This is a genomic window from Arcobacter pernae (assembly GCF_049472135.1).
Lineage (GTDB): Bacteria > Campylobacterota > Campylobacteria > Campylobacterales > Arcobacteraceae > Arcobacter_B.
Map to the genome: position 1 here is coordinate 286,816 of NZ_JBMOVV010000003.1, position 24,808 is coordinate 311,623.

Annotated in this window: 26 protein-coding genes and 1 pseudogene; 8 read left to right on the top strand and 19 right to left on the bottom strand. The window is 29.2% G+C overall.

Going from position 1 to position 24,808, the window contains the following annotated elements:
• Window positions 1-3 precede the first annotated feature (3 nt).
• Together serA and efp are read left to right on the top strand one after the other, a co-directional pair.
• On the top strand, window positions 4-1,587 hold the full coding sequence (gene serA / locus ACH5BF_RS05470) for a phosphoglycerate dehydrogenase (protein ID WP_423273198.1): 1,584 nt from the start codon (window positions 4-6) through the stop codon (window positions 1,585-1,587).
• An 8-nt stretch (window positions 1,588-1,595) separates the two neighbouring features.
• A complete protein-coding gene (gene efp, locus ACH5BF_RS05475) occupies window positions 1,596-2,156 on the top strand; it encodes an elongation factor P (RefSeq protein WP_423273199.1) in 561 nt (186 codons plus the stop codon).
• 142 nt (window positions 2,157-2,298) lie between these two features.
• On the opposite strand, the gene ribD is transcribed toward efp, so the two are convergent.
• The 12 genes from ribD to nadA form a co-directional block, all read right to left on the bottom strand.
• Window positions 2,299-3,315 carry a bifunctional diaminohydroxyphosphoribosylaminopyrimidine deaminase/5-amino-6-(5-phosphoribosylamino)uracil reductase RibD gene (ribD, locus tag ACH5BF_RS05480; RefSeq protein WP_423273200.1) on the bottom strand — a complete coding sequence of 339 codons (1,017 nt, stop codon included), beginning with the start codon at window positions 3,313-3,315 and terminating at the stop codon, window positions 2,299-2,301.
• A 104-nt stretch (window positions 3,316-3,419) separates the two neighbouring features.
• On the bottom strand, window positions 3,420-3,848 hold the full coding sequence (rimP, locus tag ACH5BF_RS05485) for a ribosome maturation factor RimP (RefSeq protein ID WP_423273201.1): 429 nt from the start codon (window positions 3,846-3,848) through the stop codon (window positions 3,420-3,422).
• Entirely contained in the window at window positions 3,848-4,207 is a 360-nt protein-coding gene (gene rbfA, locus ACH5BF_RS05490) for a 30S ribosome-binding factor RbfA (protein WP_423273202.1), read from the bottom strand. Before rbfA ends, rimP begins: the two co-directional genes overlap by 1 nt.
• Complete coding sequence (infB, locus tag ACH5BF_RS05495) at window positions 4,207-6,876, bottom strand: translation initiation factor IF-2 (RefSeq protein ID WP_423273203.1); 2,670 nt, start codon at window positions 6,874-6,876, stop codon at window positions 4,207-4,209. The genes rbfA and infB overlap by 1 nt, the downstream gene beginning before the upstream one ends.
• On the bottom strand, window positions 6,866-7,141 hold the full coding sequence (locus ACH5BF_RS05500; protein ID WP_423273204.1) for a DUF448 domain-containing protein: 276 nt from the start codon (window positions 7,139-7,141) through the stop codon (window positions 6,866-6,868). Before ACH5BF_RS05500 ends, infB begins: the two co-directional genes overlap by 11 nt.
• 36 nt (window positions 7,142-7,177) lie before the next feature.
• Window positions 7,178-8,059 carry a homoserine kinase gene (gene thrB, locus ACH5BF_RS05505; RefSeq protein ID WP_423273205.1) on the bottom strand — a complete coding sequence of 294 codons (882 nt, stop codon included), beginning with the start codon at window positions 8,057-8,059 and terminating at the stop codon, window positions 7,178-7,180.
• Window positions 8,060-8,069: 10 nt separating this feature from the next.
• Complete coding sequence (locus ACH5BF_RS05510) at window positions 8,070-8,522, bottom strand: hypothetical protein (protein ID WP_423273206.1); 453 nt, start codon at window positions 8,520-8,522, stop codon at window positions 8,070-8,072.
• A gap of 9 nt (window positions 8,523-8,531) precedes the next feature.
• Window positions 8,532-9,437 carry a UDP-3-O-acyl-N-acetylglucosamine deacetylase gene (lpxC, locus tag ACH5BF_RS05515; protein ID WP_423273207.1) on the bottom strand — a complete coding sequence of 302 codons (906 nt, stop codon included), beginning with the start codon at window positions 9,435-9,437 and terminating at the stop codon, window positions 8,532-8,534.
• A complete protein-coding gene (locus tag ACH5BF_RS05520) occupies window positions 9,434-10,822 on the bottom strand; it encodes a M23 family metallopeptidase (protein ID WP_423273208.1) in 1,389 nt (462 codons plus the stop codon). Before ACH5BF_RS05520 ends, lpxC begins: the two co-directional genes overlap by 4 nt.
• Window positions 10,806-11,792 (bottom strand): DHH family phosphoesterase, encoded by a 987-nt coding sequence (locus ACH5BF_RS05525; protein WP_423273209.1) that lies wholly within the window; start codon window positions 11,790-11,792, stop codon window positions 10,806-10,808. Before ACH5BF_RS05525 ends, ACH5BF_RS05520 begins: the two co-directional genes overlap by 17 nt.
• A gap of 62 nt (window positions 11,793-11,854) precedes the next feature.
• Window positions 11,855-12,676, bottom strand: a complete 822-nt coding sequence (gene nadC, locus ACH5BF_RS05530) for a carboxylating nicotinate-nucleotide diphosphorylase (protein WP_423273210.1) — start codon at window positions 12,674-12,676, stop codon at window positions 11,855-11,857.
• The gene (gene nadA / locus ACH5BF_RS05535) at window positions 12,673-13,662 is read right to left on the bottom strand and encodes a quinolinate synthase NadA (protein WP_423273211.1); all 990 of its coding nucleotides are present in this window, start codon (window positions 13,660-13,662) and stop codon (window positions 12,673-12,675) included. Before nadA ends, nadC begins: the two co-directional genes overlap by 4 nt.
• Before the next feature lie 110 nt (window positions 13,663-13,772).
• On the opposite strand from nadA, the gene plsY reads away from it, so the two are divergent.
• From plsY to prfB, 6 genes are all read left to right on the top strand, one after another.
• On the top strand, window positions 13,773-14,396 hold the full coding sequence (gene plsY, locus ACH5BF_RS05540; RefSeq protein WP_423273212.1) for a glycerol-3-phosphate 1-O-acyltransferase PlsY: 624 nt from the start codon (window positions 13,773-13,775) through the stop codon (window positions 14,394-14,396).
• A 93-nt stretch (window positions 14,397-14,489) separates the two neighbouring features.
• Window positions 14,490-14,813: a dihydroneopterin aldolase gene (locus ACH5BF_RS05545; protein WP_423273213.1), complete on the top strand. Its 324-nt coding sequence runs from the start codon at window positions 14,490-14,492 to the stop codon at window positions 14,811-14,813.
• A gap of 203 nt (window positions 14,814-15,016) precedes the next feature.
• Window positions 15,017-16,099 (top strand): major outer membrane protein, encoded by a 1,083-nt coding sequence (locus ACH5BF_RS05550; protein ID WP_423273214.1) that lies wholly within the window; start codon window positions 15,017-15,019, stop codon window positions 16,097-16,099.
• Window positions 16,100-16,241: 142 nt separating this feature from the next.
• Entirely contained in the window at window positions 16,242-16,874 is a 633-nt protein-coding gene (locus ACH5BF_RS05555) for a c-type cytochrome (RefSeq protein ID WP_423273215.1), read from the top strand.
• A gap of 105 nt (window positions 16,875-16,979) precedes the next feature.
• On the top strand, window positions 16,980-18,068 hold the full coding sequence (locus tag ACH5BF_RS05560; RefSeq protein ID WP_423273216.1) for an Opr family porin: 1,089 nt from the start codon (window positions 16,980-16,982) through the stop codon (window positions 18,066-18,068).
• Window positions 18,069-18,182: 114 nt separating this feature from the next.
• A complete protein-coding gene (gene prfB, locus ACH5BF_RS05565; protein ID WP_423273217.1) occupies window positions 18,183-19,277 on the top strand; it encodes a peptide chain release factor 2 in 1,095 nt (364 codons plus the stop codon).
• Window positions 19,278-19,322: 45 nt separating this feature from the next.
• On the opposite strand, the gene ACH5BF_RS05570 is transcribed toward prfB, so the two are convergent.
• The 7 genes and pseudogenes from ACH5BF_RS05570 to ACH5BF_RS05600 form a co-directional block, all read right to left on the bottom strand.
• The gene (locus ACH5BF_RS05570; RefSeq protein ID WP_423273218.1) at window positions 19,323-21,704 is read right to left on the bottom strand and encodes a PD-(D/E)XK nuclease family protein; all 2,382 of its coding nucleotides are present in this window, start codon (window positions 21,702-21,704) and stop codon (window positions 19,323-19,325) included.
• Complete coding sequence (locus ACH5BF_RS05575) at window positions 21,688-22,254, bottom strand: hypothetical protein (RefSeq protein WP_423273219.1); 567 nt, start codon at window positions 22,252-22,254, stop codon at window positions 21,688-21,690. The genes ACH5BF_RS05570 and ACH5BF_RS05575 overlap by 17 nt, the downstream gene beginning before the upstream one ends.
• Before the next feature lie 4 nt (window positions 22,255-22,258).
• The gene (locus ACH5BF_RS05580; protein WP_423273220.1) at window positions 22,259-22,894 is read right to left on the bottom strand and encodes a hypothetical protein; all 636 of its coding nucleotides are present in this window, start codon (window positions 22,892-22,894) and stop codon (window positions 22,259-22,261) included.
• A 103-nt stretch (window positions 22,895-22,997) separates the two neighbouring features.
• Window positions 22,998-23,240, bottom strand: coding sequence for a DUF4006 family protein (locus tag ACH5BF_RS05585; protein ID WP_423273221.1), 243 nt, complete (start codon window positions 23,238-23,240; stop codon window positions 22,998-23,000).
• Window position 23,241: 1 nt separating this feature from the next.
• Window positions 23,242-24,450 carry a c-type cytochrome gene (locus ACH5BF_RS05590; protein WP_423273222.1) on the bottom strand — a complete coding sequence of 403 codons (1,209 nt, stop codon included), beginning with the start codon at window positions 24,448-24,450 and terminating at the stop codon, window positions 23,242-23,244.
• 1 nt (window position 24,451) lies between these two features.
• Entirely contained in the window at window positions 24,452-24,676 is a 225-nt protein-coding gene (locus ACH5BF_RS05595) for a cbb3-type cytochrome oxidase subunit 3 (RefSeq protein WP_423273223.1), read from the bottom strand.
• Window positions 24,677-24,685: 9 nt separating this feature from the next.
• Window positions 24,686-24,808, bottom strand: a pseudogene (locus ACH5BF_RS05600) (cytochrome-c oxidase, cbb3-type subunit II); the annotation flags it as partial.

A 24,808-nucleotide genomic window follows, 5' to 3' on the forward strand; every position in this document is an offset into this window, starting at 1 on the left:
AAAATGAGTAAACACACAATCGTAGTTTGTGACCATATACATGAAGATGGTTTAAACATCTTACAAAATACTGAAGATGTAAACTATGTATATGCAGCAGACGTAGATAAAACAGAACTTTTAAATGTAATTAAAGACGCAGAAGTAGTGATCACTAGATCATCTACTGATGTTGATGAGAAGTTTTTAGACGCAGCACACAACTTAAAAGCTATTATTAGAGCTGGTGTTGGGTATGATAATGTTGATATTGAAGGATGTAGTAAAAGAGGAATTATCGCAATGAACGTTCCTACTGCAAATACAATAGCTGCTGTTGAATTAACAATGGCTCATATGTTATCTTGTATGAGAAAATTCCCATACGCTCATAACCAATTAAAACAAGATAGAATCTGGAAAAGAGAAGATTGGTATGGAAATGAACTTTATGGAAAAAAACTAGGTGTTATTGGTTTTGGTAACATTGGTCATAGAGTTGCATTAAGAGCTAAATCATTTGAAATGGACGTAGTAACATACGACCCATATATTCCTTCAACAAAAGCAACTGATTTAGGTATTTCATACACAACTAATTTTGATGATATTTTAGATTGTGACATCATTACTATTCACACACCAAAAAACAATGAAACAATTGACATGATTGGTGAAGAGCAAATTGCTAAAATGAAAGATGGTGTAGTATTAATTAACTGTGCTAGAGGTGGATTATACAATGAAGAAGCTCTAGTTAACAACCTTAAATCAGGAAAAATTGCAATGGCTGGTATTGATGTATTTATCAAAGAGCCTGCAACAGATCATCCATTATTAGATTTACCAAATGTTACTGTAACTGCACACTTAGGTGCAAATACAAAAGAATCACAAAAGAAAATTGCAACTCAAGCTGCTGAAAATGCTATTGAATCAGCTAGAGGAATTGCATACCCACACGCATTAAACTTACCAATTGATGAAAGTAAAATTCCATCATTTGTAAAACCATATATTGAATTAACTCAAAAAATGGCATTTTTAATTGCACAAAATGACAAAAGTGAAATTAGATCAATTAATGTTGCTGCTGAAGGTGAAATTTCAGAGTACTTAGAATCTTTACAAACTTTTGCTACAGTTGGTGCATTATCAGTTGCTTCTGGTGATGAAATCAACTATGTAAACGCTAATTTTATTGCTGAAGAAAAAGGAATTGAGCTTACAACTTCTGAATTCTCTGCACATAGTGGTTACCAAAATAAAGTATCAGTAAAAATCACTACATCAAATGGAGTTCAAACAATTTGTGGAACTGTATTTAATGAAGATGTACAAAGAATTATAGATATTAATAACTTCTCTTTAGACATTGAACCAAAAGGTAAAATGATTATTATGAGAAATAATGATGTTCCAGGTGTTATTGGACAAGTTGGTTCAATTTTAGCACAAAACAACATTAATATTGCAGACTTTAGATTATCAAGAGGAAAAGATGGAGCATTAGCTGTTATCTTAGTTGATGAAAAAGTATGTATTAACACACTAAAAAAACTTGAAGAACTTGAAGCAGCTATTTCTGTTTCATACGCTGAAATCTAGGAGTAGTTATGGCAATTGGAATGAGTGAATTAAAAAAGGGATTAAAAATCGAATTAGATGGTGTTCCTTATAAAATTACTGAATATCAACATGTAAAACCTGGAAAAGGTGCTGCATTTGTTAGATGTAAAATCAAATCATTTTTAAATGGAAAAGTTATTGAAAAAACTTTCCATGCTGGTGATAAATGTGAAACTCCAGATTTACAACAAAAAACTATGCAATTCTTATATGATGATGGTGAAATGTTACAATTCATGGATACTAATACATATGAGCAAATTGGTTTAACTTATGACCAAGTTGGTGATGCAGAAAAATGGATTATTGATGGTATGAATGTTGATATGATGTTCTTTAATGGTAAAGCAATTACTGTTGAACCACCAATGACTGTTGAATTAAAAATTGTAGAAACTCCACCTAACTTTAAAGGTGATTCTCAAGGTGGTAGAAAACCTGCTACTTTAGAATCTGGTGCTGTAGTTCAAATTCCTTTCCACATTGTGGAAGGTGATGTTATCAAATGTGATACAAGAACTGGTGAATACTTAGAAAAAGTTAAATAAAAAGGCAAAGCTTTATCGTAGAAATTCTGCGATATTGCTCCTTTTCTTTTACTCACTTACCACTTGTAAGCTCCCTCAATAAAAGAAACACTATCTTGTTTTCTCCGACAAATTTTTACCTTTTAAAGTGTTATTGTAAAACCTAAACAGAAAGCTTTCTTTTTAAGAACATAATCTTTTCTTCACCAATATAGTTTTCATGAACTATTTCAAAATCAATATCAATTTCATTTAAAGCATTAATACCTTTTCTAATCTTAGGATTTACAAGTAAAACAATATAATCCAACCTATCTTTCAATTTATCCAATAAATTATATGTACCTTCAACCATTACAAACTTATAGTCAAGTACCTTAAATAAATCATCACTAATAAAGACCTGTCTATTAGGTATTTTAAATAATGGTATATTTGTATCAAATGCTTTACTTTTACTATAAATGAAAATATCAGGTGCATTTCCAGCTATATATCTAGCATCTAATGTTGGCTTATCAATCCTAACAGTATTTCCGCCAATTAACATTAAATCTGTTTTATCTCTTAAAGTATGAACATATGCTTTTGCAGCATTTGTTGAAATACTACCATCAATACTTCCATTTAATGTTTGTGCCATTTTATAGAATATAAAAGTTCCATTATTCCATTTTATAAATGGATATAAAAGCGCATAAGCTTCTTTTTCCATACACCCTACACTCACATCAATATTAGCACTTTTTAATGTTTCACAGCCACCCTTTGCCTCTTTATTTAAGTCTTCATGTGCAACTATAACTTTTTTGGGTCTTATCTCTTTTAGCAGGTTTGCACAAGCAGGTGTTTTGCCAATATGATTACAAGGTTCTAATGTAACATAAATTGTACAATCAGTAAAAAAATCATTATGATTTTTAATTAGATAATCATGAATATCTTGAGAACTACTTTTAGTTTTTAATATATCATTTGGATGATATTTTAAAAATGCAGCCTTTAAAGCATTTACTTCAGCATGAGCTTCACCAGCTTCCTTATGAGCTTCAATTGCTAAAATTTCAGACTCACCTTTTACAACAACACAACCAACAGCTGGATTAGGATAAGTTAAAAATTGATATTTCCATGCTTCATCAATTGCTAATTTCATAAAAAAATTGTCATTAATTTTCATATTTTACTTCCAATAATTGTTTATATTTTAAAGAAGTATATATAAAGAAGGCTAAATAAATAGTTAGTTAAATAATGTAAGAAATGGTAATAGATTAAAATCTATTACCATTCAAAATAAGTAGAAGCAGAAAGGATTGAATCATGATCAATACTCTCTTCTCCAAATTCAGTTTTAATTACGATCTTTGTATCGTCAGCAGTTAAAAGTTCACCTTTGTAAACCTCAGTAGCTATATCTTTTACTTTAATTTTTTCACCAATAGAAGCTTTAAAGTGTTCTTTTGTTTTTAGTTTTCTTTCAATACCTGGAGAGCTAACTTCTAGATTATATAATCCACTCATAGGCTCTTCAACATCTAAGATAGGAGAAATCATTCTAGAAATTTCTGCACATTTATCTAAAGTAATACCACCTTTAGCAGTAACATATACTCTATAAATATTTTTGTCATGTTCTCTTGTCGTTACGATATCATAAAGTTGAGCATCTAAACTCTCAACTGCTAGTTTAATTGATTCTTCTAAACTCATTACTCTTCTTCTTTTCTATCTTTTTTTATTTTAGCAAATAGCGCTTCAATATTTCTTGATTGTTCTAATGAAGTATCATTTACAAATTTGAAATTGGGACATTTATACCAACCTGTACTTGCTAAAACATGTGATTTTATTCTACCATTAGCCTTTTTTAAAAGTGAAATAAGTTGATTAATTTCATTTTTCTCATAATCACTTCCATCAAAATAAACAGTAGCATCATATTTACCATTTTTACAGTTTACAGCTGTAATTGGTAATGATCTTATTCTTTCATCAGCCATACTTGATAGAGCTTCAGGAATAAGCTCCATAAGTAAAGATTCTGTTCTTTGTAGGTTAATACTTTTCATTATTTATCGTCAATAGAAACTTTTTCTTCAATTTGGATAAATGTTTCTACGAAGTCACCAACTTGAATGTCATTAAACTTCTCAAACATAACACCACACTCATAACCATTAGATACTTCTTTAACATCATCTTTAAATCTTTTAAGTGATGAAATTTTACCAGTATATGTAACAACACCATCTCTAATGATTCTTGCCATTCCACCTCTGATTACTTTACCATCAGTTACAATACATCCTGCAACAGTTCCAACTTTTGGAACAACAAATGTATCTCTAACTTCTGCTTGACCAGTATTCTCTTCTCTAATAATTCCACTCATCATACCAGATAATGTATCTTTAATATCATCTAATAAGTCATAGATAATTGAGTAAGTATTAATTGTAATACCATCTGCTTTTGCTTTATTTTTAACGCTTCCTGTAGGTCTTACATTAAATCCTAAGATAATACATCCCTCAGAAGCACTTGCAAGAACTAAATCTGATTCTGTAATACCACCAACAGCAGCATGTACAACTTTTACTTTTACTTCATCATTAGCGATTTTTTCTAAAGAACCTTTAATAGCTTCAAGTGATCCACCAACATCAGTTTTAATAATTACTGGAAGTTGTTTAATCTTACCTTCTGCAATTAATCCACTCATCTCTTCTAATGAAACTTTTGTAGATTTAGATAATTCTTTAGCTCTTTCATGTTCAGCTCTCTTAGTAGCAATATCTCTTGCTTCTTTATCTGAATCTTGTGCAACCATGATTGCACCAGCAGCTGGAACTTCATTTAATCCAAGAACAGAACCAGTTTCTGAAAGACCTAATTCTTTTACAGGTTTACCCATATCATTAGTGATTGCTTTAACTCTACCATATGTAGTATCACAAACAATATTATCACCAATTCTTAATGTACCATTTTGAACAATAATAGTTGCAACTGGTCCTCTACCCTTTTCAAGTTGTGATTCAACTACTGTAGCTTTTGCTTTTGCAGTAGGATCAGCTTGAAGTTCTAAAATTTCTGCTTGAAGTAAGATGTTTTCTAATAAATCATCAATTCCCGCACCTGTTTTTGCAGATACTCCAATAAACTCAATTTCTCCACCCCAATCAACAGGAGTCATATCTCTCTCTGCCATTTGAGATTTAACCATATCCATATTTGCTGCTTCTTTATCAATCTTATTTACAGCAACAATAATTGGACAACCAGAAGCTTTTGCATGAGAAATAACTTCTTCTGTTTGTTGTTTAACACCATCATCAGCAGCAACAACAATAATCACAATATCAGTTACACTTGCACCTCTAGCTCTCATAGCTGAGAAAGCGGCGTGACCTGGTGTATCTACAAATGTAATTTTCTCACCATTTTTTTCTACTGTATAAGATGAAATATGTTGAGTAATTCCACCTGCTTCACCTGCAGCAACTTTTGATTCTCTAATTTTATCAAGAAGAGATGTTTTACCATGATCAACGTGTCCCATGATAGTAACCACTGGTGGTCTACTTTCAAAGTTAGAATCATCAATCTCTTCATCATGGTATTCTTCAACATAATTAGCATCTTCAAGTGCGTCTTTTACAGTAACTTCAATACCAAACTCTTCACCAAGAATCTCTAATTCATCTTGTTTTAAGAAGTCATTTTTAGTAACCATCATTCCTAAACCAAATAAAACAGTGATTACCTCTGCTGCTGATTTTCCACAAGCTTCAGCAAATTCGTATACTCTGATATCTTCAGGAATTGTTACCTCTGTAATTTCTACATTTTCAACATCTTTTCTAACTTTTTTCTTTCTTTTTCTTCTTTTTAAACCTTGTGGTCTATTTCCAAATGCAGCTGGTTTAGAACCTCTTGCTTGTTTGTTTTGATTGTTATTAGCTTTTGGTTCATCAAAAAGTTTTGAAGTATCAGATAAATCCATATCAAGTAATACAACTTCTTCACCTAATAATGAATCTGTTGATGTATTAGAGAAATCATCAGTATCTCTGTTAACTTCAAGTTTTTTTCCATGATCATGAGTTTTAGCTGGTTGTTTTTTCTTTTTAGCTTTTGACTTTTTAGCTTCATCATTTGCTTTTAATTCTGCAGTAGTTTTAGTATCTTCTTTATCAGAACCAAGAATTTCACTTAGTGATTTCATTTTTGGTTTTTCAGTTACTTGAGTTGGAGTAACTATTTCTTCTTTTACTTCAGGTCTTGGTTTCTTTTTCTTAATAATCTTAAGACCTCTTCTTTTAGGAATAATTTTCTTTGGTTTATTCTCTACTACTTTTGTTTCTTCTTTTTCTTCTGTTTGAGTTTTTTCTACACTTGTTGTAGGTTTAGATATAGCTTCTTCTTTTTCTTCAGTCTTTTTAACTTCAACTGCTTTAGGTGCTTCTTCTTTTTTCTCTTCTTCTTTTGAGTCTTTTTCTACAGCTTTCTCAACTTTTTTTACTGTAGGTTTTTTTTGTACCGGTGCTGCTTTTTTTGCAAGTCTTTTACTCTTACCGGTCATTATATAGTTTGCAATTTCTTCTGCATCTTCGTAAGAAACTGCACTTTGAGGCGATTTAAGTTCAATATTTAAATCTTTTGCTTTCGTTATTACTTCTTGGCTGCTCGCCCCTGCCTCATCTGCAATTTCATAAACTCTTACTTTATCTGACATCTGCTAAAATCTCCTTAAGTTGTAGAACATACTTATCTTTATTTTTACACTCTCTACATAGTGCGTTTTCAAATCTTTTATAATCTTTTTGATTAAGATCTTGTTGTACTTTTTCTATACAAGTACTACAAAGGTAAAAGCTTCTACCTTTGTGATTGTATAACACAATCTTTTTTTCTTCACATTTTAACCTTAACAACTGTTTTTGTTCAAATTTACCTCTACAAAAAACACAAGTTCTTAAAGTTTTTTTCGAATTAGCCAATGATTATACCTAAAATATACTTATTTATCAAAAAACTTATAAATCTATCTTAACACCAACATTATCAAAGTCACTTGTAAATACTTTGAAATGAGCGAATCTATTCTTTAATGCTTTTTCAATTCTCTTTGCATCATCTGCATAACAAATAGAAAATAGTGTTGAACCTGAACCTGATAATGTACTCATTAATGCACCATTTCTTAATGCAGTTTTTTGTACATCAAATAGTTCTGGCATCTGTTTCATTCTATATTTTTGGTGAACTTTATCCATAGATGCACTTCTTAACATTTTCCAGTCTTCACTCATAAATGCTGCTGTTAACAACGATGAATGTGAAATATTAAAAATAACATCATCTTTTGAGTATTTAAATGGTAATGTTTTTCTTGATAACTGTGTAGAAATAGGTCTATTTGGAACAACAATTACTGCTTTTAATGTTTTTGGTATTGCTTTGTTAATATATTTAACTTCATTGTCTTGTACAGTTGCAACATTAAATCCACCCATTACAGCTGGTGTAATATTATCAGGATGATTTTCATAAGCTAAAGCTAAATTCAATAACTTATTTTTATCTAATTTTATCCCTTCAATTGCATAAGCACTAGCAATTGCAGAAACAATTACAGCAGAAGAACTTCCTAAACCTCTTGATAGAGGAATTTCATTAAAAAATTCAAATCTAAAATGTCTTTTCTTTTGAGACAAATTATGATAAAAATCATTAAAAATAGAGATAAACATATTGTTATCTTTTAATACGGGATTATTAGCCCCCTCACCTTTTAATGATACACTATGAAATTTTGATGGTCTAATAATTACTTGGTTTTTCATAGTAATTGCAATACCTAGTGAATCAAAACCAGGTCCTAAGTTTGCACTAGTAGCAGGAACGCTTACTTTCATCTATTTCCTTTTAAACAGCAGGCAAATTATAAATTGGTAATGTCTGTTTATTAAAATTTATTTTATCTATACTCGTAGGTAATTCAAAGTCGCGAATTATACAATCTTTTTCTAAAAAGTCTACTTTAATTTCATTTTTATCTAAAATAAAGTATTTTTTGCCTAACGCTTTTATTGGAGAGTTTTCATTAAATTCAAAACCACTACAAGCTCTAAATTCAATATTATTTGTAATGCTAATTGTTTTTAAGAATACATAAGAAACTTTAATAGCCATATATGACCCTGGAGTATTCACATAATTTAATCTATCAATTTTATACTCTTTTAAAATATTTTGAAATATTTCTGGAAGTAAGTCAGAAGTTTTTCCTTCTAACTTATACTCTTTTATCAAGTTTTGATTTTCATAAATACCTATTAAAATAGGATTTGAGATACTAATAACTAAAACCTCAGTCAATTTTTTGTCCTAAACTTCAACTTTTGAATAAGCAAGTTCAAATACTTCTGCTTCTTCATTTGCTTCTTCTAAATCTATTATTTCATAGTTTTCTTCATTGCTATATAGTTCTTTTGTTAATAGGTGATTTAAGTGATGACTACCAGCAATTGCATCGTATTCACCAACCATCGTATAACCAAGTAAAGCCATATCGCCAATTGCATCTAAGATTTTATGTCTTACAAATTCATCATTGTATCTCAAACCTTCTGGATTTAATACTTTAGATTGGTCAAGTACAATAGCATTTTCCATAGAACCACCTTTTGCAAGGCCTATACTTCTTAAATATTGTACTTCATGTAAAAAACCAAATGTTCTTGCTCTACTGATATTCTCTTTGTATTCAGCAATAGAATAATCAAAGTGAAAGTTTTGTTCACCAATTGCAGGATGGTCAAAAGAGATCTGGAAATCATAAATGATTCTATTTGAAGGTTTTAAGCAAACTCTTTTACCTTCAGGAGTTGTAACTTCAACTTCTTTTTTTACTTTTATTGCTTTTTTAGATTTGTCAAGCTCTTTTATACCAGCTTCTTCGATTAGCATACAGTAACCTGATGAACTTCCATCTAGTACTGGAACTTCATCATTATCAATTACAACTCTTAAGTTATCAATACCATAAGCATAAACAGCTGATAATAAATGCTCAATTGTAGAAACAACTACATCATCTTTTCCAATTACAGTTGCCATTTTAGTATCAACTACATTTGCTATTTCTAGTGGAATTGTAACTCCCGCATCAACTCTATAAAAAACTATTCCCATATCAGAGTCTAGGGGTTCAAGTCTCATCTTAACTGGAACTCCTTTATGTAATCCAACTCCTACTATTTCAACACTTTTAGCTATTGTTCTTTGTTTCATTTAGTATCTATCACTTTCTTCGCTTGATTTAATATTTTCTTTACATTTATATCTATCCACTTACTATCCATCCATTCTAAAGGATTTACTTCTAATCCTTGAACTAGCATACCAAAGTGAAGATGATCGCCAAATACAGCTCCTGTTGATCCTGTATTTGCTATATGTTGATTTGCATTAACATAATCTTTTAATTCAACATTTAATCTACTTGTATGTGCATATAAACTTGATAAACCAAATCCATGGTCAATTATTGCTGTATGTCCATAAATTCCTAGATAATCTTTGAATATAACTTTTCCTGGATTAGTAACGTAAATTTTCGCATTTCTAATACTAGCCCAATCCATTCCTAAGTGCCATGCTTCATCAATTTTACTTCCATTATAAAAGTAGTGTCTTCTCTCAGCATATTTAGAGAATGTTTTTGAACCTCTTAATTGTTTAAAAGAATCTAAATCAAAACTTGACACCATCGAATAATCTAAACTCTGTCTTGATACATCTTTTATTGTTTTAACATTTTGAGCTCTTAAATCTTTATTTGTTGCAACAAATGCTTCTGCTACACCATCTGGAATATCATACCCACTTTTAGAAAGTACATTTTTACTAACTTTTTCAACAAAATCTTTTGATATTTTTATATCATCAACTTTTACATTTAAGCTTTTTATATAATAAGGTACTTTAGTCGTTGTTCTGTTTCCTGCTTTATCAATAGCAACTAAATTAACTCTTTTAAACTCTTCAATTGTTACAGGCCAAGCTATAATTGCCATATAAAAATTCTTTTTGTAAAAAGGAATTAATTCAAATCTTTCTTCATCATTAAAAGATATATAAAAATCTTTTAAATTTTCATCTCTTACTTCAACAACAACTGTTGCACTTCCACCTTGTCTTATTAAATATGAGTTATTAATTACATTAGCAACAGGATTTTTTCTATCAATATCTATTATAATATCTTCTCTAGTTACATTTCCATTAAAAAAATTCCATTTACTACTATCAACAACTTCAGTTTTTAAAACTATTTGACTAGGTGCAGTTTGAAGTCTGTTAAATTTTGGAGGAATAACCTCTATAACAATCTCTTTTCCATTATTACTTAAAATTTTAGTTTCTAACTTTTTTAACTCTTTTCCATCAGAATAAGCTATTTTATAAGATTTAATATCATTATCATCAGTAAACTTTATCTGTAATGGATTTTTAAAATTCCAAAACTTATCAGCAGTAAACTGAATCTTTGGTGCATTCTTCTCAAATGTTGGAGATAAAAAAACAAAGGCTGCAATAGCCACTATTAAAAGAACAACAATATATATTAATAATTTTTTAACTTTATTACCCTTTTTTCTATTTATAAAACTCAAAAATTTCCTTTATTACTAAATTTTTTGCTTCTTGTTCATCTATTGTATCTATAGTACAACCAGCAGCATTTAAGTGTCCTCCACCATCAAAACTTGAAGCAATTCTTGCCACATCAAATTTTCCTTTTGATCGTAAAGAGACTCTTGTAGTATTATTTACTACTCTAACAAAAAAAGCGACTCTTACAATTGCCATACTCATAATCATATCTAAAGCATCTTCACAATCTCTATTGTGAGCTCCTGTTTGTTTAAACCACTCTTCTTTAGCATAAATAGACGCAACTTCACCTTCTTTGTAAAGTTCTAAACTATTTAATACCTTAGGTATGATTCTATATTTAGCTAAAGAGTCCCTTCTTAAAAGCTTATTTGCTATTGCAGATGGACTAGCACCACATTGAACTAAAAAGTTAACTTTATCAAAAGTCAACTCATCACATCTTCCAAGAGAAAATGCCAATGAATCATCATATATACCAACATAAAGTGCAGTTGCTGAATTTTTTGTAATATATAATCCATTATGTTTAAAAAAATCATATACTATTTCAGCCGTAGAACTTTTCATAGGATCAACTATATTTACTGTTCCAAAACTATTATTTGATTTATGATGATCAAAATTAATAAGTGGAATACTAGGATCTAACTCAAAGCCCAATCTCTTATAAGTTCCACAATCTACAGATATAGCTAAATCAAAAAACTTAGGTAATTGATCTGTAATTTTGTCAAACCTTTCAATAAAATTTAAATTCTCTGGTAAATCAGAACTAACATTAAATACTTTATGTTTAATTCTATTTTCATGAAAGAGATTTGAAAGTGCTAATGCTGAGCCAATTGAATCAGGGTCAGGATTTACATGAGTAATAATAAGAACATATTTACTCTTTTCAATTAAATCTAAGGCTTTTGTATAATCAGCCATATCTATTTTATTACTTACAATAAAATCCTTCTTCAACCCGTCTCCTTTTGCTTAGCTTTTTATTCTATTAAACTTGTAATAACAGAAAGTTAACAATATTAGTCAAATTTCATTGAGAAATCTAACCAAGTTGCTTGATGTATTATACTACCACTACTAATAGCATCAACACCTGTTTTTGCATAAGTTTGGATAGTTTCAAGATTTATATTACCACTTGCTTCTAATAAAATATGAGGATAGTTCTTATCTCTATATTTTACTACTTCTTTAATTTGCTCAGGAGTCATATTATCACACATAATAATGTCAGCACCTGCATCCATAGCTTCTTCTACTTGAGCAAATGTTTCACACTCTATTTCAATTTTTGTAACCCATGAAATTCTTTTTCTTGCTTTTTTTATAAACTCTTTTAAGTCTTTAATAGTTCTTAAGTGAGTATCTTTAAGCATTAAACAATCATCAAGACCAAGTCTGTGGTTGATAGCACCACCTACTCTACTTGCATACTTTTCAAAATCTCTTAATTGTGGTCTTGTTTTTCTTGTATCAAGTAAAACAACATCTTCACCTTCTAAAAGCTTTGCATATTTATTTGCCATTGTTGCAATACCTGATGCATGTTGAAGTAGGTTTAAAAAAGTTCTTTCAGATGATAAAAGAATTGAAGCTTTACCTTCAAGTTCTGCAATAACTTCACCTGCTTTAATAGGATCACCATCTCTTTTTAAAAACTTACAATCAAACTTTTCAGTTCTTGCTAGTACTTTTGCATATTGAATTCCTGCAACTATACCATCTGATTTAGAAATAGCTCTAGCTGTAAATCTACCTTTTGGAGCAACATCAAAGAATAAATCCCCTCTACCATTATCTTCAATGATAGCATTCTTAACAAATTTTTTTATGTTTATCATACTTCAAACATCCTTTCTAGTGCTATTCTTGCATATTTTACAGTCTCTTCATCTACAAAAATTTCATTCTCTTTTGAAATATTGTCATCTTTAATAGATTTTAAAGTATTGTAAACATCTTCTAAAGTAGTTTCATTCATAGTTGGACACTCTGGTTTAGTAGAGCTTAAAATATATGTATTTTTTTCTCTTAATCTATTTACCATATTAAACTCCGTTCCAACTGCAATCTTTTGATCTTCAGGTAAACCTTTAATATAAGTAATTAATTGAGAAGTTGATCCTACAAAGTCAGCTTCATCACAAATTGCAGGGTCACACTCTGGGTGAACTGCTATTAAAATATCTGGATATTTATTTCTATAGAACTCAATATCTTCTACTGTAAACTGCTGGTGTACTGAACAAAATCCGTTATAACAAATAATATCAGCCTCTTTTAAATCACTTCCATCACCAACAACTGCTGATTTTAGATTTAATGATTTTGCAAAATTTTGACCTAAACATCTATCTGGAACAAAGAATATCTTTTTTCCTGATTGTAAACCTTTTTCAATAATTTTGTAAGCATTTGATGAAGTACAAACCATCCCACCCATTTCACCAACTCTTGCTTTTACTCTTGCACTTGAGTTAATATATGTAATAGGTAAAATATCTTCATTTGGTATTCCAGCATCATTTATCTGCTTTAAATTCTGCTCATAATAACCTTCATCAATCATTCTTGCCATTGCACAACATGCAATTTTTGGCATTAAAACTCTTTTATTAGGATCAAGTACTTTAACACTCTCACCCATAAAACCTACACCACAAAATACAATAAACTTTGAGTCTGTTAATTTTGCTTTTTTTGCAAGTTCTAAAGAGTCACCTGTAATATCTGCTAATTCAAAAACTTCATCTCTTTGGTAAAAGTGAGCTACAAGTGTTACATCTAGCTCCTCTTTAAGCTTTATTATCTCTTCTTTTAAATTCAAAATAAACCTTCAATAAAACATATTTAAATGATAATATAACTAAATTTTAGTTATAATCCTTTTAACTAATTCGGTGAAAACTCACTACACACAACAAATAAAGGTAATAAATGGATTTTTTAACAAACCCTAATATGCTATTTTATTTAGCAGCATATTTAATAGGTTCTATTCCTTTTGGTCTTTTACTTGCTAAGACTTTTGCAGGTGTTGACATAAAATCTCAAGGAAGTAAATCAATTGGTGCAACAAATGTACTAAGAGTAGTAAAAGAAACAAATCCAAGCCTAGCAAAAAAACTAGGTATAGCAACAGTTATTTTAGATGCTTTAAAAGGAACTATAGTAATTTTAGTTGCAATGAGTATGGGAATGAGTGAACAAACACTTTGGGCTATAGCTGTACTTGCAGTATTAGGACACTGTTATTCAATCTATCTAGGACTAGAAGGTGGTAAAGGAGTTGCTACTGGTCTTGGAGTTTATATAGCACTTGTTCCAATGGCAACACTTATTGGTGCAATTACTTGGATTGTAGCTGCAAAAGTTCTTAAAATCTCATCTGTATCATCTCTTTTAGGATTAACAGCTGTTATCGTAAGTGCAACATTTATGAATGATGGTTTAGATATAGGTTCAAATGCACCTATGTATCTAATTGCATTTATTATATATTATAAACATATCCCTAATATCATTAGAGTTATTAAGGGTGAAGAGAAAAAAGTTATCTAACTATTTTATAAGTGCGAATATCTTCGCACTTTTTTATCTACTTTATATATACATACCTTAACCTTATTAGTTTAAAATAATCAAGGAACATCAATGAAACAAAATCTAACAATAAATATCAAAGAACTTACATTCAAATGTATAATAGGAATTCTTCCATTTGAGAGAGAAAAAAAGCAAAGAGTTATTATAAATGTCTCTTTTGAATATACTTATAAAAATGATTACTTTATAGATTATAGTGTAGTAGCTTCATATATTAAACAAGAAATGAAAAAGAAAAAATTTGAACTTTTAGAGGAAGCTATAGCCCATATAGAGGGAAAGCTATACAAAATGTATAAAATTAATAATCTAAAAATTGAAATATCTAAGCCAGATATTTTAAGTGACTGCATTGTATCTCTTAGTAATTAATAAAGAGTTAATAAGCCGTTAATTAAAAGTAACCTTAAATTAACACACAATTAACATGAAATACATAACTTTTAAGAAAACTTTAAAATTTAGTGCTGTAGAATGGCTGTAACGGTAAGCCGGAAAAGTTTTAAAACTAGTTTTTAAATGAGTTCGCGCGCTCCGGTAAACTGATTAAAGATTTCGAAATTTTAGGAGAACAAATGAAAAAAATCGCAAAATTAAGTTTAGTAGCTGCAGTAGCAGTAGCTGGTTTATCTACAACTTCATCAGCTGCATCTTTAGAAGAAGCAATCAAAGGTGTTGATATTTCTGGTCAAGTAAGATACAGAATGGAAGATGCAAGCCAAAATGGTGCTGGTTCTGAAGATCAAGATGTAAATATTGATGTAAAAATTAAAGTTCCTGTAACTGATAAAGTAACTTTTGTAGCTAATGCAAACTTTGATGATGATAACCAAGAAACTCAAACTGCACATTCTGGAACAGCAGCTGCAACAAATGGAACTGCTTCTGATTCATCTGGTACTTTAGATCAATACTACTTCCAATACTCAAATGGTGCAGTAACTGCATTATTAGGTACTCAAGATATTCCAGGAAGATTAACTGACTCTGAAGAAGCTTCTGGTCTTGTTGCTTTATACAACGCTGGTGCATTTACTGTTGGTGGTGCTGCATTCTATAATGCAGATGTATCTTCTGAAGCTATTTACTCTGTAATTGCAATGGGTAACGTAGGTCCTGTATCATTATTAGGTCAATATGTAGATGTTGATAATACAATGAAAGTATACAACGTTAAAGCTGACGCATCATTAGGTATGGTTAAAACAGGTGTTGAATATTCTGAGAAAGAATTAGACACTGGTGCTGCTACTGATGATGAAAGATCTACATTCAAAGCATACGTAGCTGGTAATGTTGGTATTGTATCTGCTTCTTTAGCATATGCTGCAACTGGAGACAATGGTTCTGGTTCTATTGATGAAGCTGCTGAGACTCCTGCAGAGTTCTTATTATGGCAAATGGGTTCAGCTGGTGTATCTGATTTATCTGCATTCGCTGTAGATGCAACAGTTACATTAACTGACAAAATTTCTGTAAGAGCTGCTTATGCTGATGGTGAGCATGGAACTGCAGACACTGATATCTCTGAAACTTTAGGTCAAATTAACTACAAAGTAGCTAAAAACTTAAATACTTACATTAGATACTCTGAGTTAGAAGAGCAAGGTGCTCAAGACAAACAAAGAGGAAGAATTGAAGTTAAATATACTTTCTAATTCTTTAATCTAAACAGTAGATTACTAAACTTATGAAGGCTAGAAGTTTTACTTCTAGCCTTTTTTTATTTCTAATAAACTTTCTTAAAAATTTAACAAGTCACTTTATGATAGACTATCCTTTTAAATTAAAAGGATAAAAATGAAACTTTTAAGTTCAATCACATTAGCTTTACTAACATCAACATTAACTTATGCTCAAACAACAATGTGTTTTAAAGAAAACCATACTTCTATGTCTACTATTGAATCAACAAAACTTGATGGTGGAGAATGTAATAGTAAATTTACTTTAAATGATATGAAAAACAAAGGTTATAAAATTGATGATATTAAAATTTCCAAAAACAATGAAGGAAATTTTAACTTCATTTATATCTTAAAAAATGAAGATTCATATTCTAATAACTTTAATACAACTTTAGATGAAAAAGAGTTAGAAAAAAGAATCATCGCAAAAATGAAAATAAAAGAAGCTGAAGAAAAGAAAGAAAAAGAGATTAAAAAAAATCTAAATTTAATAGCTGATGGAAAAAAGATTTATACAAATAAATGTCAATCATGTCATGGTGAGAAAGGTGAAAAATCTGCTTATAATGTAGCTACGCCACTTATCAATTTAACTGAAAAAGAAATTACATACGCTATAAATCAATATTCAATAGATTCTAACTATGGAAATAGTTATAATATTATAATGAAAGCTATAGCAAATGGTACAACAAAAGACGATATAAAAAAAATCAAAGCTTACCTAGACTCAATAAATAAATAATCGTATAAAATATATAGTAAAACTATATATTTTATATACAGAAAAAATATTTACTAACTATTCATAAATGCTATACTAATCCTATCATTAAACATAGGAGATTATATGAAAAAATTAAGTTTATTTACATCTATACTATTAGTTAACAGTGCAATTACTTTTGCAAGTGCTGATACTTTAAAAGAAGCTATATCTACAGGTACTACATCAGGTGATGTTTCTATTTATCATGAAAACACAAATATGGATACTGGTGCTGATTCAGGATTTACTTCTGCGGGTGTAAGCTTATCTCATACAACTAAATCATTTAATGGTTTTAGTGCAAAAATAGGATTTGTAGCAGCAAGTGATATTGATGAAAAAAACGACAATGACTCATCTGCATTAGCTGACAACTCAATTTTAAGTGAAGCTAATATCACATATTCAACTGATTCATTTAGTATTACTGCTGGTAGACAAGCTATTGACTTAGAATGGATGGGGGATTATCATGAAGGAATCGTTGCATCTACTACAATTATCCCAAATACAACTTTAGTTGTTGGATACACTGATAAGACTGCTGTGGCAGGTGTTGATGAAATTTCTTCAGAATTTTCTGATGTAAATGGAACAAAAGGGGCATATGTAATTGATGCAAAATATTCAGGATTAGATAATATTGAATTAAATCCATATTACTATACAGCAAGTGATGTAGCTGATTTTTATGGATTAAAAGCGACTTATACATCAGATTTATTTAACTTAACATCACAATATGCTGCATCAAATGAGGATGTTTCTACTAAAAAAGATGGTTCAATAATTCATGTTGACCTAGGAACTGAAATTTCTGGTATTTCATTAAATGCTGGTTATATTAAAACAGATAAAGATGGTGCTATTGGTTCAATGGATTCATTTGGTGATAACATAAATCCATTTGATGATGGAACAAATGTTTATGGAACAGATGCTAAAACATTCTATGGAAGTGCATCGTACACTATATCAGATGCTACTTTATCATTATTATATGGTACAACTGATTACTCTACAAATAAAGATACTGATGAACTAAATGTATCGCTAGACTATTCATTTACAGAGGATTTATCAGGAAATGTTTTATATGTTGATTATGATGATAGTACTACATCAAATAATTATGACAAAATCTATGCATCATTAACTTACTCTTTCTAAAATAAAATCTTTAACAAGCGCGAACAAATCAGGACAAAAGTCCTGATTTAAAACTCAAATCTAAACACTTCTTATACTACTTTTTTGTATAATCCAATCAAAGGATATAAAGACATGGATGCATACGAATATAGTGAATTACTAAAAACATTAAATACTAAACTTGAAAACATTAAAGGTATTTTAAAACCTAATGAATTAAATTCTAGACTAAAAGAAATAGAAGAACTAGAAGCACAACAAGACTTTTGGAATGATGTTGATAATGCTACAAAAATCGGTATTGAAAAAAATAGAATACTTTCAAAGCTAAATAAATATAATAAAGCCAATGATGCCTTAAGTGGTACGAATGAGCTATATGAATTAGCAAATGAAGAGAAAGATGATGATACTATTGAAATGCTTTATGAAGAAGCAAATGAATTAAAAGAGCTAATTAAATCAACAGAAATATCAGTAATGCTTAGTAATCCTGATGATGCTTCAAATGCTATTGTTTCAATTCACCCAGGTGCGGGTGGTACTGAATCACAAGATTGGGCTTCAATGCTTTATAGAATGTATTTAAGATGGGCAGAAAGATCAAACTTTAAGATTGAGCTGCTTGACTATCAACCAGGTGAAGAAGCTGGTATAAAGGATGTATCATTTATTATCAAAGGTGAAAATGCTTATGGATACTTAAAAGCTGAAAATGGAATTCATAGATTAGTTAGAATTTCTCCTTTTGATTCAAATGCTAAAAGACATACATCTTTTGCATCAGTTATGGTATCTCCTGAAATTGATGACAATATTGATATTGAAATAGAAGATAAAGATATAAGAATTGACACATATAGAGCAAGTGGGGCAGGTGGTCAGCATGTTAATAAAACTGAATCAGCTATTAGAATCACTCATATTGAAACAGGTATTGTTGTTCAGTGTCAAAATGACAGAAGTCAACACAAAAATAAAGCAAGTGCAATGAAAATGCTAAAATCAAGACTATATGAATTAGAACTTGAAAAACAGCAAGCTGATAAAGATGGTATTGAAAAAAGTGAAATTGGTTGGGGACACCAAATTAGATCATATGTTTTACAACCATACCAACAAGTAAAAGATACAAGAAGTAATATTGGATATTCAAATGTAGATGCCATTTTAGATGGTGACATTACAAAAATTATTGAAGACGTACTAATTGCAACAAGCAAATAAAATATATATAAAATCATATCCTAAATAAGGTATGATTTTATAAACTTATTCTCTATCACATATTGTTTTATAAATACAAAAACTACAAGCTGATTTTTGCTCAGTTTTTTCAAAATTAATTTCACTTTTACTTAACTCTTTAAGTTCATTTATTTTTTCACTTAATAACTCAAGTTTTTTATCTAATGCAATTTCTTCGATTAATTTTGTTGAATTCAAGTCATAATAAAATGTATCTATATTATCTGTTTTATAAAGTTCATTTACAGCCAAATAATAAAATTCTAACTGAAAGTCAATCGACTTATCATAGTTTTTTAAAGTATCAACTTTTAAAGATGCTGATGTTTTATAATCAATAACTTCGTATCGATTAGTAGTATTGTTATAATCAATTCTATCAACAATACCTTTTAGTTTTATACCATCAAAATCTATTTCAAAACTTTTTTCAAGACCTAAAATCTTTGAGTGTTGAAGCCTATTAGAATCAAATAAATAAAATTCATATAATTTCTTTTTCCATATCTCTAAATCTAATGCTAAAAGAGGATTCTCACTTCTATATTCTATAAATAAGTTTTCAATTTTTCTAAAATCAAGTTCTAAATTACTATTGTCAATAGTATAATATTTTTCAAGAATTTCATGTACTATATTACCTAACTCATAAGATTTAGGTTTTAAAGAAATATCATGATCTGATATCTTTAAAATATATTGTAAATAAAATCTTCTCTTACACTCTAAGAAAGTCTTTAAAGAACTAGCAGACCATGAAAACTTAGTTAAATCTATTTTATCAACAATATCTTTATTATAATGCTTTAAAGTATGATTATTATATAAAATATGTCTATATGAATTATCATACAGATTGTAATCAATTTTCTCACTAAACAGTTCATTTGCAAATCTTGTTATTTGATTTGAATCTGAATTTACATAAGAAATATATACTTCTTTAGATGAATCAATTAATCTCTTATAATAATATTTTTGAAGTAGTTCTCTATCACTTAGAGTAGGTAAATTCGTCATTGATTTTATTTTTGAAGATAAAAATTTATCTTTTACTGAAGCTTTTGGAATAAACTGCTCATTAAAATCACATATTATCACAGCATCAAAATTATTTGCTCTTGTTTCTAACAATCCTAAAACAGTGATTTTTCCTGAGTTTATATCATCTAGCTTTATCTCTTTAATTCTTTGTAATAATATTTTATATACATCTTTAAGCAATAAAGTATTTGATGAACTAAAAAGTAATCTAGTTAATTTATATACTACTTCATCAAACTTTTGCAATATCTCATTATTAGTTTCATATGTTTTTATATAATCACATAGAAATTCATAATTTTCTTTTGTACAAATCTTTGAGTAGATAGTTGAAATATTATCATCAATAAACTTCTTATCTATTTTAAGAAAATTTAATCTTTCTGTATTAACTAACTCTTTTTCATTTAAGTAATCATATATTGCATTTGATACTTCATAAAGTTTTCTATTCTCTATAGATTTTCCCATTGCAAAGTTGAAATATCTTTCATTATCAAAAAGCTGAACAGTATTTGCAAAACTCTCATCTGGCAAAACCAAAGCAATGTTTGAAGGATTAATACCTTTTTTTATACAGTTAACAATAGAGGATTTTATGAATGCAATTTGATTTACTCTTGAGTTAAATCCTTTTATTTCTACAAATTGATTTTGTGATTTCAAAGGGTTTTTGAAAGAAATCTTTTTGTCACTCATATTAACTATATATTCATAATTGATTTCTATCTCTTCATCTTCTATAAACTCTTTAAATAATTCTAAAGATTTTTGATTATATTCATTTGAGAAAAATTTAATATTTAAAGTAACAACACTTGATATTGCTTTTATAATATCAAACTCTACTTTTGTAAAGTAACCTTCAAAAATTAAATTTATTTCAGAAAATTTATTTAAGTAATTTTTATTTAACTCATAATAGTTATGATAAGTTACTCTATCAACAAAATCATTTTTCTCTAGAAGTTTTGTATAGTTATCATATATTTTAGATAGAATCTCAAGATGCTCAAAATAATAGTCATAAGTATCTACTGTCTTTATCTGTTCGATTGAAATCTTTTCACTTGAAAGTTCTGTAAAAAATCTATATATGTATTCATTTTGCTTCAAAAATTTAGTGAAACTATCTGATATACCAAGTTTTGATACATCTATACCTTTAATAGCCTCTTTTAAAAAAAGAAATCTCTGTTCTTCATCACAATATTTTTTATCATTTATTATAATAGATTTTTTAAAAAACTCATCAATTGTTAAAGTAAAAGGAAGAAGCGTATTAGAATTTTTTAGGTCACCTAAAAAAGTTCTAATAGCTCTTGATGTAGGAAAAACAAAAAGTCTATTTTTTTCTAGCATTTGTTTTTATATAAATATAACCTGCATTACCATCAATATTAAATGTTCCAGTAATATTCCAGTTATTTTCTTCATCAATATTAAATTTTGTTACATAAACATTATTATCATTTGTAAAGTTACTATTATTAAGCATAATATCCTTATCAATTGTACTACTTTTTGTAACTTTTAGATTAATATCAATTGTCTTTTTAATATTTGTTGTTTTATCAATTGCAAATATTTTAAGAGTATTTGCACCTATTAACATAATATCTTTATGTTTTGATATTTTTTCAAGTACTCTTTGAGAATACATAATATCATCAACTTTTAAATCAAAACTTTTATCATTTAATACTAATTTTAAATCATAAAGTTGATTAAACTTTTTATTTGAGTTTATAATTTCATTATAAGAAGCATCAACATCTTGATACTTCTTCATAAAACTCTTATCTTCATCAATATTTGCTTGAGAAGTACTATATATAGTCCATATAATCATTGAAAATACAAATGAAAATATTCCTATAAAAAAAAGTGGCCAATAATTTCTTTTTTTCATATATCTATGATTTCCTTTTTCTTAACACTGCATAAGTATAAGCTAATAATCCAGTTACAATTATTGTATACATGAAAACTCTCCAAATTGTACTAGAAACTTTTCCTTGATTTCCAATACTTGTTTCAAGTTTTACATTTTTATTTAAAGCTAAAGTATCAGCTATAGCAGCATAACCATTTAACATAGAAGCACTTACTTTTGCAAAAAGTGTGTTCTTATCCTTTGAAGCCAATAGTGGTACAACATACCCATCTAAAATATCATCTTTATCTACTATCTCTTTTAGAGAATCTTCAGAATAAGCTAAATTTACATGTGTATTTTCTATGAACGCAGTTAAAAGAATATAAGGTTTTTTAAGAGCTGGTAAAATCTCATTTTCATGATTTTTTATAGCCTCGAATTTCTTTTTCATAGGAAGTTCTTCTGGTAAACTTAAACTTTTTATAGTGTAAACATAAATGTTAACCCCTAGTTTAGTTTTAACTTCATTTCCAATTTGATTTATTTTTTCTTGTGCTCTTGCATCAATTAAACCATCATCATTTAAGATGTAGCCTTGTGCAAATAAGTTTGATGATAAAAAAAATAGCAGTGAAAAAAACACTGCTATTTTAAAATTAACTAAATTTTTCATTTATCCAACGAACACTTTAGTTGAGTCAAAGTACCCGTAGTAAGCTGTCATAACGGCAGAAACTAAAAGTAAAACACCAATAATTTTTTCCATACTTTACTCCTTACTTACCATTACCAACAAGCTCATATTGCTTGTGGTTTTCGCTGCTATTCATTTTTAAACCATTTAAATCTTGGTTTACTTTATAATAGTTATCAGCCTCATTTTGTTGAACCTTAATTCCATTTACAGTTAAAACTACTAAAATTGTAAGCAATAAAGCAGTTGCAATTAGCATTCCTGTAATACCATGTAATTTAAAGATTCCTCTTTCGTTTTCGTTCATTTGTGTATTTCCAGCCATATTACTCTCCTAAACTTCTAAGGTAAGCTGCTAATGCTTTTTGTTGAGTTTCGTTAAGTCTTCCGTCAAAGCTTGGCATAACACCAATGCTTCCTTTTTTACCATCTTTTAATACAGCCATAACGATTGCGTCGTCATATTCTCTAATGTTTGGAGCTACATAAGGCATACCTTTTCCATCTACTCCATGACATCCTGCACAAACTGCGTATGATGCTGGTTGTTCACCTTGGAATCCATTTGCAACATATTCAGCAATAGCAACAGCATCAGCACCAGAAGCCATACCAGCTGGCATTCCACCTGGGTATGCAGATTTTAAGTTATTTGCACCATTATTAATAACATCAAGAACTTGCTCTTTAGCCATTCTTTTTGTTAAATTATGGGCTTTACCATTAATACCTTCAGCATCAACACCATGACAAGGAGCACATTGTACTAAGTATAATGAACTACCCATAGCCTCAAGAGTCTCTTGAGATGGATTTTGCCATTTTGCTTCAAACTTTTTGTTATAGTCTAAAGTCTCTTCATTCCATTGTCCAATTTGAGAATTTGCAACATATTCAGCAATAGCAACAGCATCAGCACCAGAAGCCATACCAGCTGGCATTCCACCTGGGTATGCAGATTTTAAGTTATTTGCACCATTATTAATAACATCAAGAACTTGCTCTTTAGCCATTCTTTTTGTTAAATTATGGGCTTTACCATTAATACCTTCAGCATCAACACCATGACAAGGAGCACATTGTACTAAGTATAATGAACTACCCATAGCCTCAAGAGTCTCTTGAGATGGATTTTGCCATTTTGCTTCAAACTTTTTGTTATAGTCTAAAGTCTCTTCATTCCATTGTCCAATTTGAGAGAACCCATTAATTGGATAACCAACAGTGAAGTACCAAAACATCCAAATAATAGTACCAATAAATGCTAATCCCCATCCTGTAGGAATAGGATTTCTATATTCACCAATACCATCCCAGTTTTCATCAGCTAATTCACCACTAGCTGTATCATTTTTCATCTGATTATAATATTTAAGAGTAACAAATACTGTAATTGTAATAATAGCTACAGCACCTAACATTGTTAAACTATTTATATTCGAAATATCGCTACTAAAAGCATCACCCGCTGAAAAGTAAGTTCCTGCTAATAAAGCGATGATAAGAACAATTCCACCTACTACCATAGACTTCATGTTATTTCTCCTTATTATCTATATCTTTATCTTTTTTTCTATCTTCAAGAGGAGTTGAAACATCTGCGTCATCATGCACTAACTTTGAATATTTTTCAAAGTCTCTTTCACCCTTTCTATCTCTCTTATAAATAGAGTAAGCATAAGAGTAAAAAATTATAAATACAGCTAAAATCAAAAAGAATTTAGCATAACCTTGCACAGTTAACAGTGTTTCGTAATCCATTAAGAACCTCTATTTTAAAGAATTTAAATATGCAATTAATGCAACTATTTCAGGAACCTGACCGTTAGCAACAGCATCTTTTACAGCTTGATTTTTCATATCAGCAGCAATTGCTTTAGCTTCTTCTTTAGC

Excerpts from the sequence above, each read along its gene's own strand:
- ACH5BF_RS05555 (WP_423273215.1), top strand. The coding sequence starts at position 16,242 with ATGAAACTTTTAAGTTCAATCACATTAGCTTTACTAACATCAACATTA.
- rimP (WP_423273201.1), bottom strand. The coding sequence starts at position 3,848 with ATGAGTTTAGAAGAATCAATTAAACTAGCAGTTGAGAGTTTAGATGCT.
- ACH5BF_RS05595 (WP_423273223.1), bottom strand. The coding sequence starts at position 24,676 with ATGGATTACGAAACACTGTTAACTGTGCAAGGTTATGCTAAATTCTTT.
- efp (WP_423273199.1), top strand. The coding sequence starts at position 1,596 with ATGGCAATTGGAATGAGTGAATTAAAAAAGGGATTAAAAATCGAATTA.
- ACH5BF_RS05575 (WP_423273219.1), bottom strand. The coding sequence starts at position 22,254 with ATGAAAAAAAGAAATTATTGGCCACTTTTTTTTATAGGAATATTTTCA.
- rbfA (WP_423273202.1), bottom strand. The coding sequence starts at position 4,207 with ATGAAAAGTATTAACCTACAAAGAACAGAATCTTTACTTATGGAGCTT.
- ACH5BF_RS05585 (WP_423273221.1), bottom strand. The coding sequence starts at position 23,240 with ATGGCTGGAAATACACAAATGAACGAAAACGAAAGAGGAATCTTTAAA.
- prfB (WP_423273217.1), top strand. The coding sequence starts at position 18,183 with ATGGATGCATACGAATATAGTGAATTACTAAAAACATTAAATACTAAA.
- ACH5BF_RS05580 (WP_423273220.1), bottom strand. The coding sequence starts at position 22,894 with ATGAAAAATTTAGTTAATTTTAAAATAGCAGTGTTTTTTTCACTGCTA.
- thrB (WP_423273205.1), bottom strand. The coding sequence starts at position 8,059 with ATGAAAGTAAGCGTTCCTGCTACTAGTGCAAACTTAGGACCTGGTTTT.
- ACH5BF_RS05560 (WP_423273216.1), top strand. The coding sequence starts at position 16,980 with ATGAAAAAATTAAGTTTATTTACATCTATACTATTAGTTAACAGTGCA.
- ACH5BF_RS05550 (WP_423273214.1), top strand. The coding sequence starts at position 15,017 with ATGAAAAAAATCGCAAAATTAAGTTTAGTAGCTGCAGTAGCAGTAGCT.
- infB (WP_423273203.1), bottom strand. The coding sequence starts at position 6,876 with ATGTCAGATAAAGTAAGAGTTTATGAAATTGCAGATGAGGCAGGGGCG.
- plsY (WP_423273212.1), top strand. The coding sequence starts at position 13,773 with ATGGATTTTTTAACAAACCCTAATATGCTATTTTATTTAGCAGCATAT.
- ACH5BF_RS05545 (WP_423273213.1), top strand. The coding sequence starts at position 14,490 with ATGAAACAAAATCTAACAATAAATATCAAAGAACTTACATTCAAATGT.
- ACH5BF_RS05570 (WP_423273218.1), bottom strand. The coding sequence starts at position 21,704 with ATGCTAGAAAAAAATAGACTTTTTGTTTTTCCTACATCAAGAGCTATT.
- ACH5BF_RS05590 (WP_423273222.1), bottom strand. The coding sequence starts at position 24,450 with ATGAAGTCTATGGTAGTAGGTGGAATTGTTCTTATCATCGCTTTATTA.
- serA (WP_423273198.1), top strand. The coding sequence starts at position 4 with ATGAGTAAACACACAATCGTAGTTTGTGACCATATACATGAAGATGGT.
- nadC (WP_423273210.1), bottom strand. The coding sequence starts at position 12,676 with ATGATAAACATAAAAAAATTTGTTAAGAATGCTATCATTGAAGATAAT.
- lpxC (WP_423273207.1), bottom strand. The coding sequence starts at position 9,437 with ATGAAACAAAGAACAATAGCTAAAAGTGTTGAAATAGTAGGAGTTGGA.
- ribD (WP_423273200.1), bottom strand. The coding sequence starts at position 3,315 with ATGAAAATTAATGACAATTTTTTTATGAAATTAGCAATTGATGAAGCA.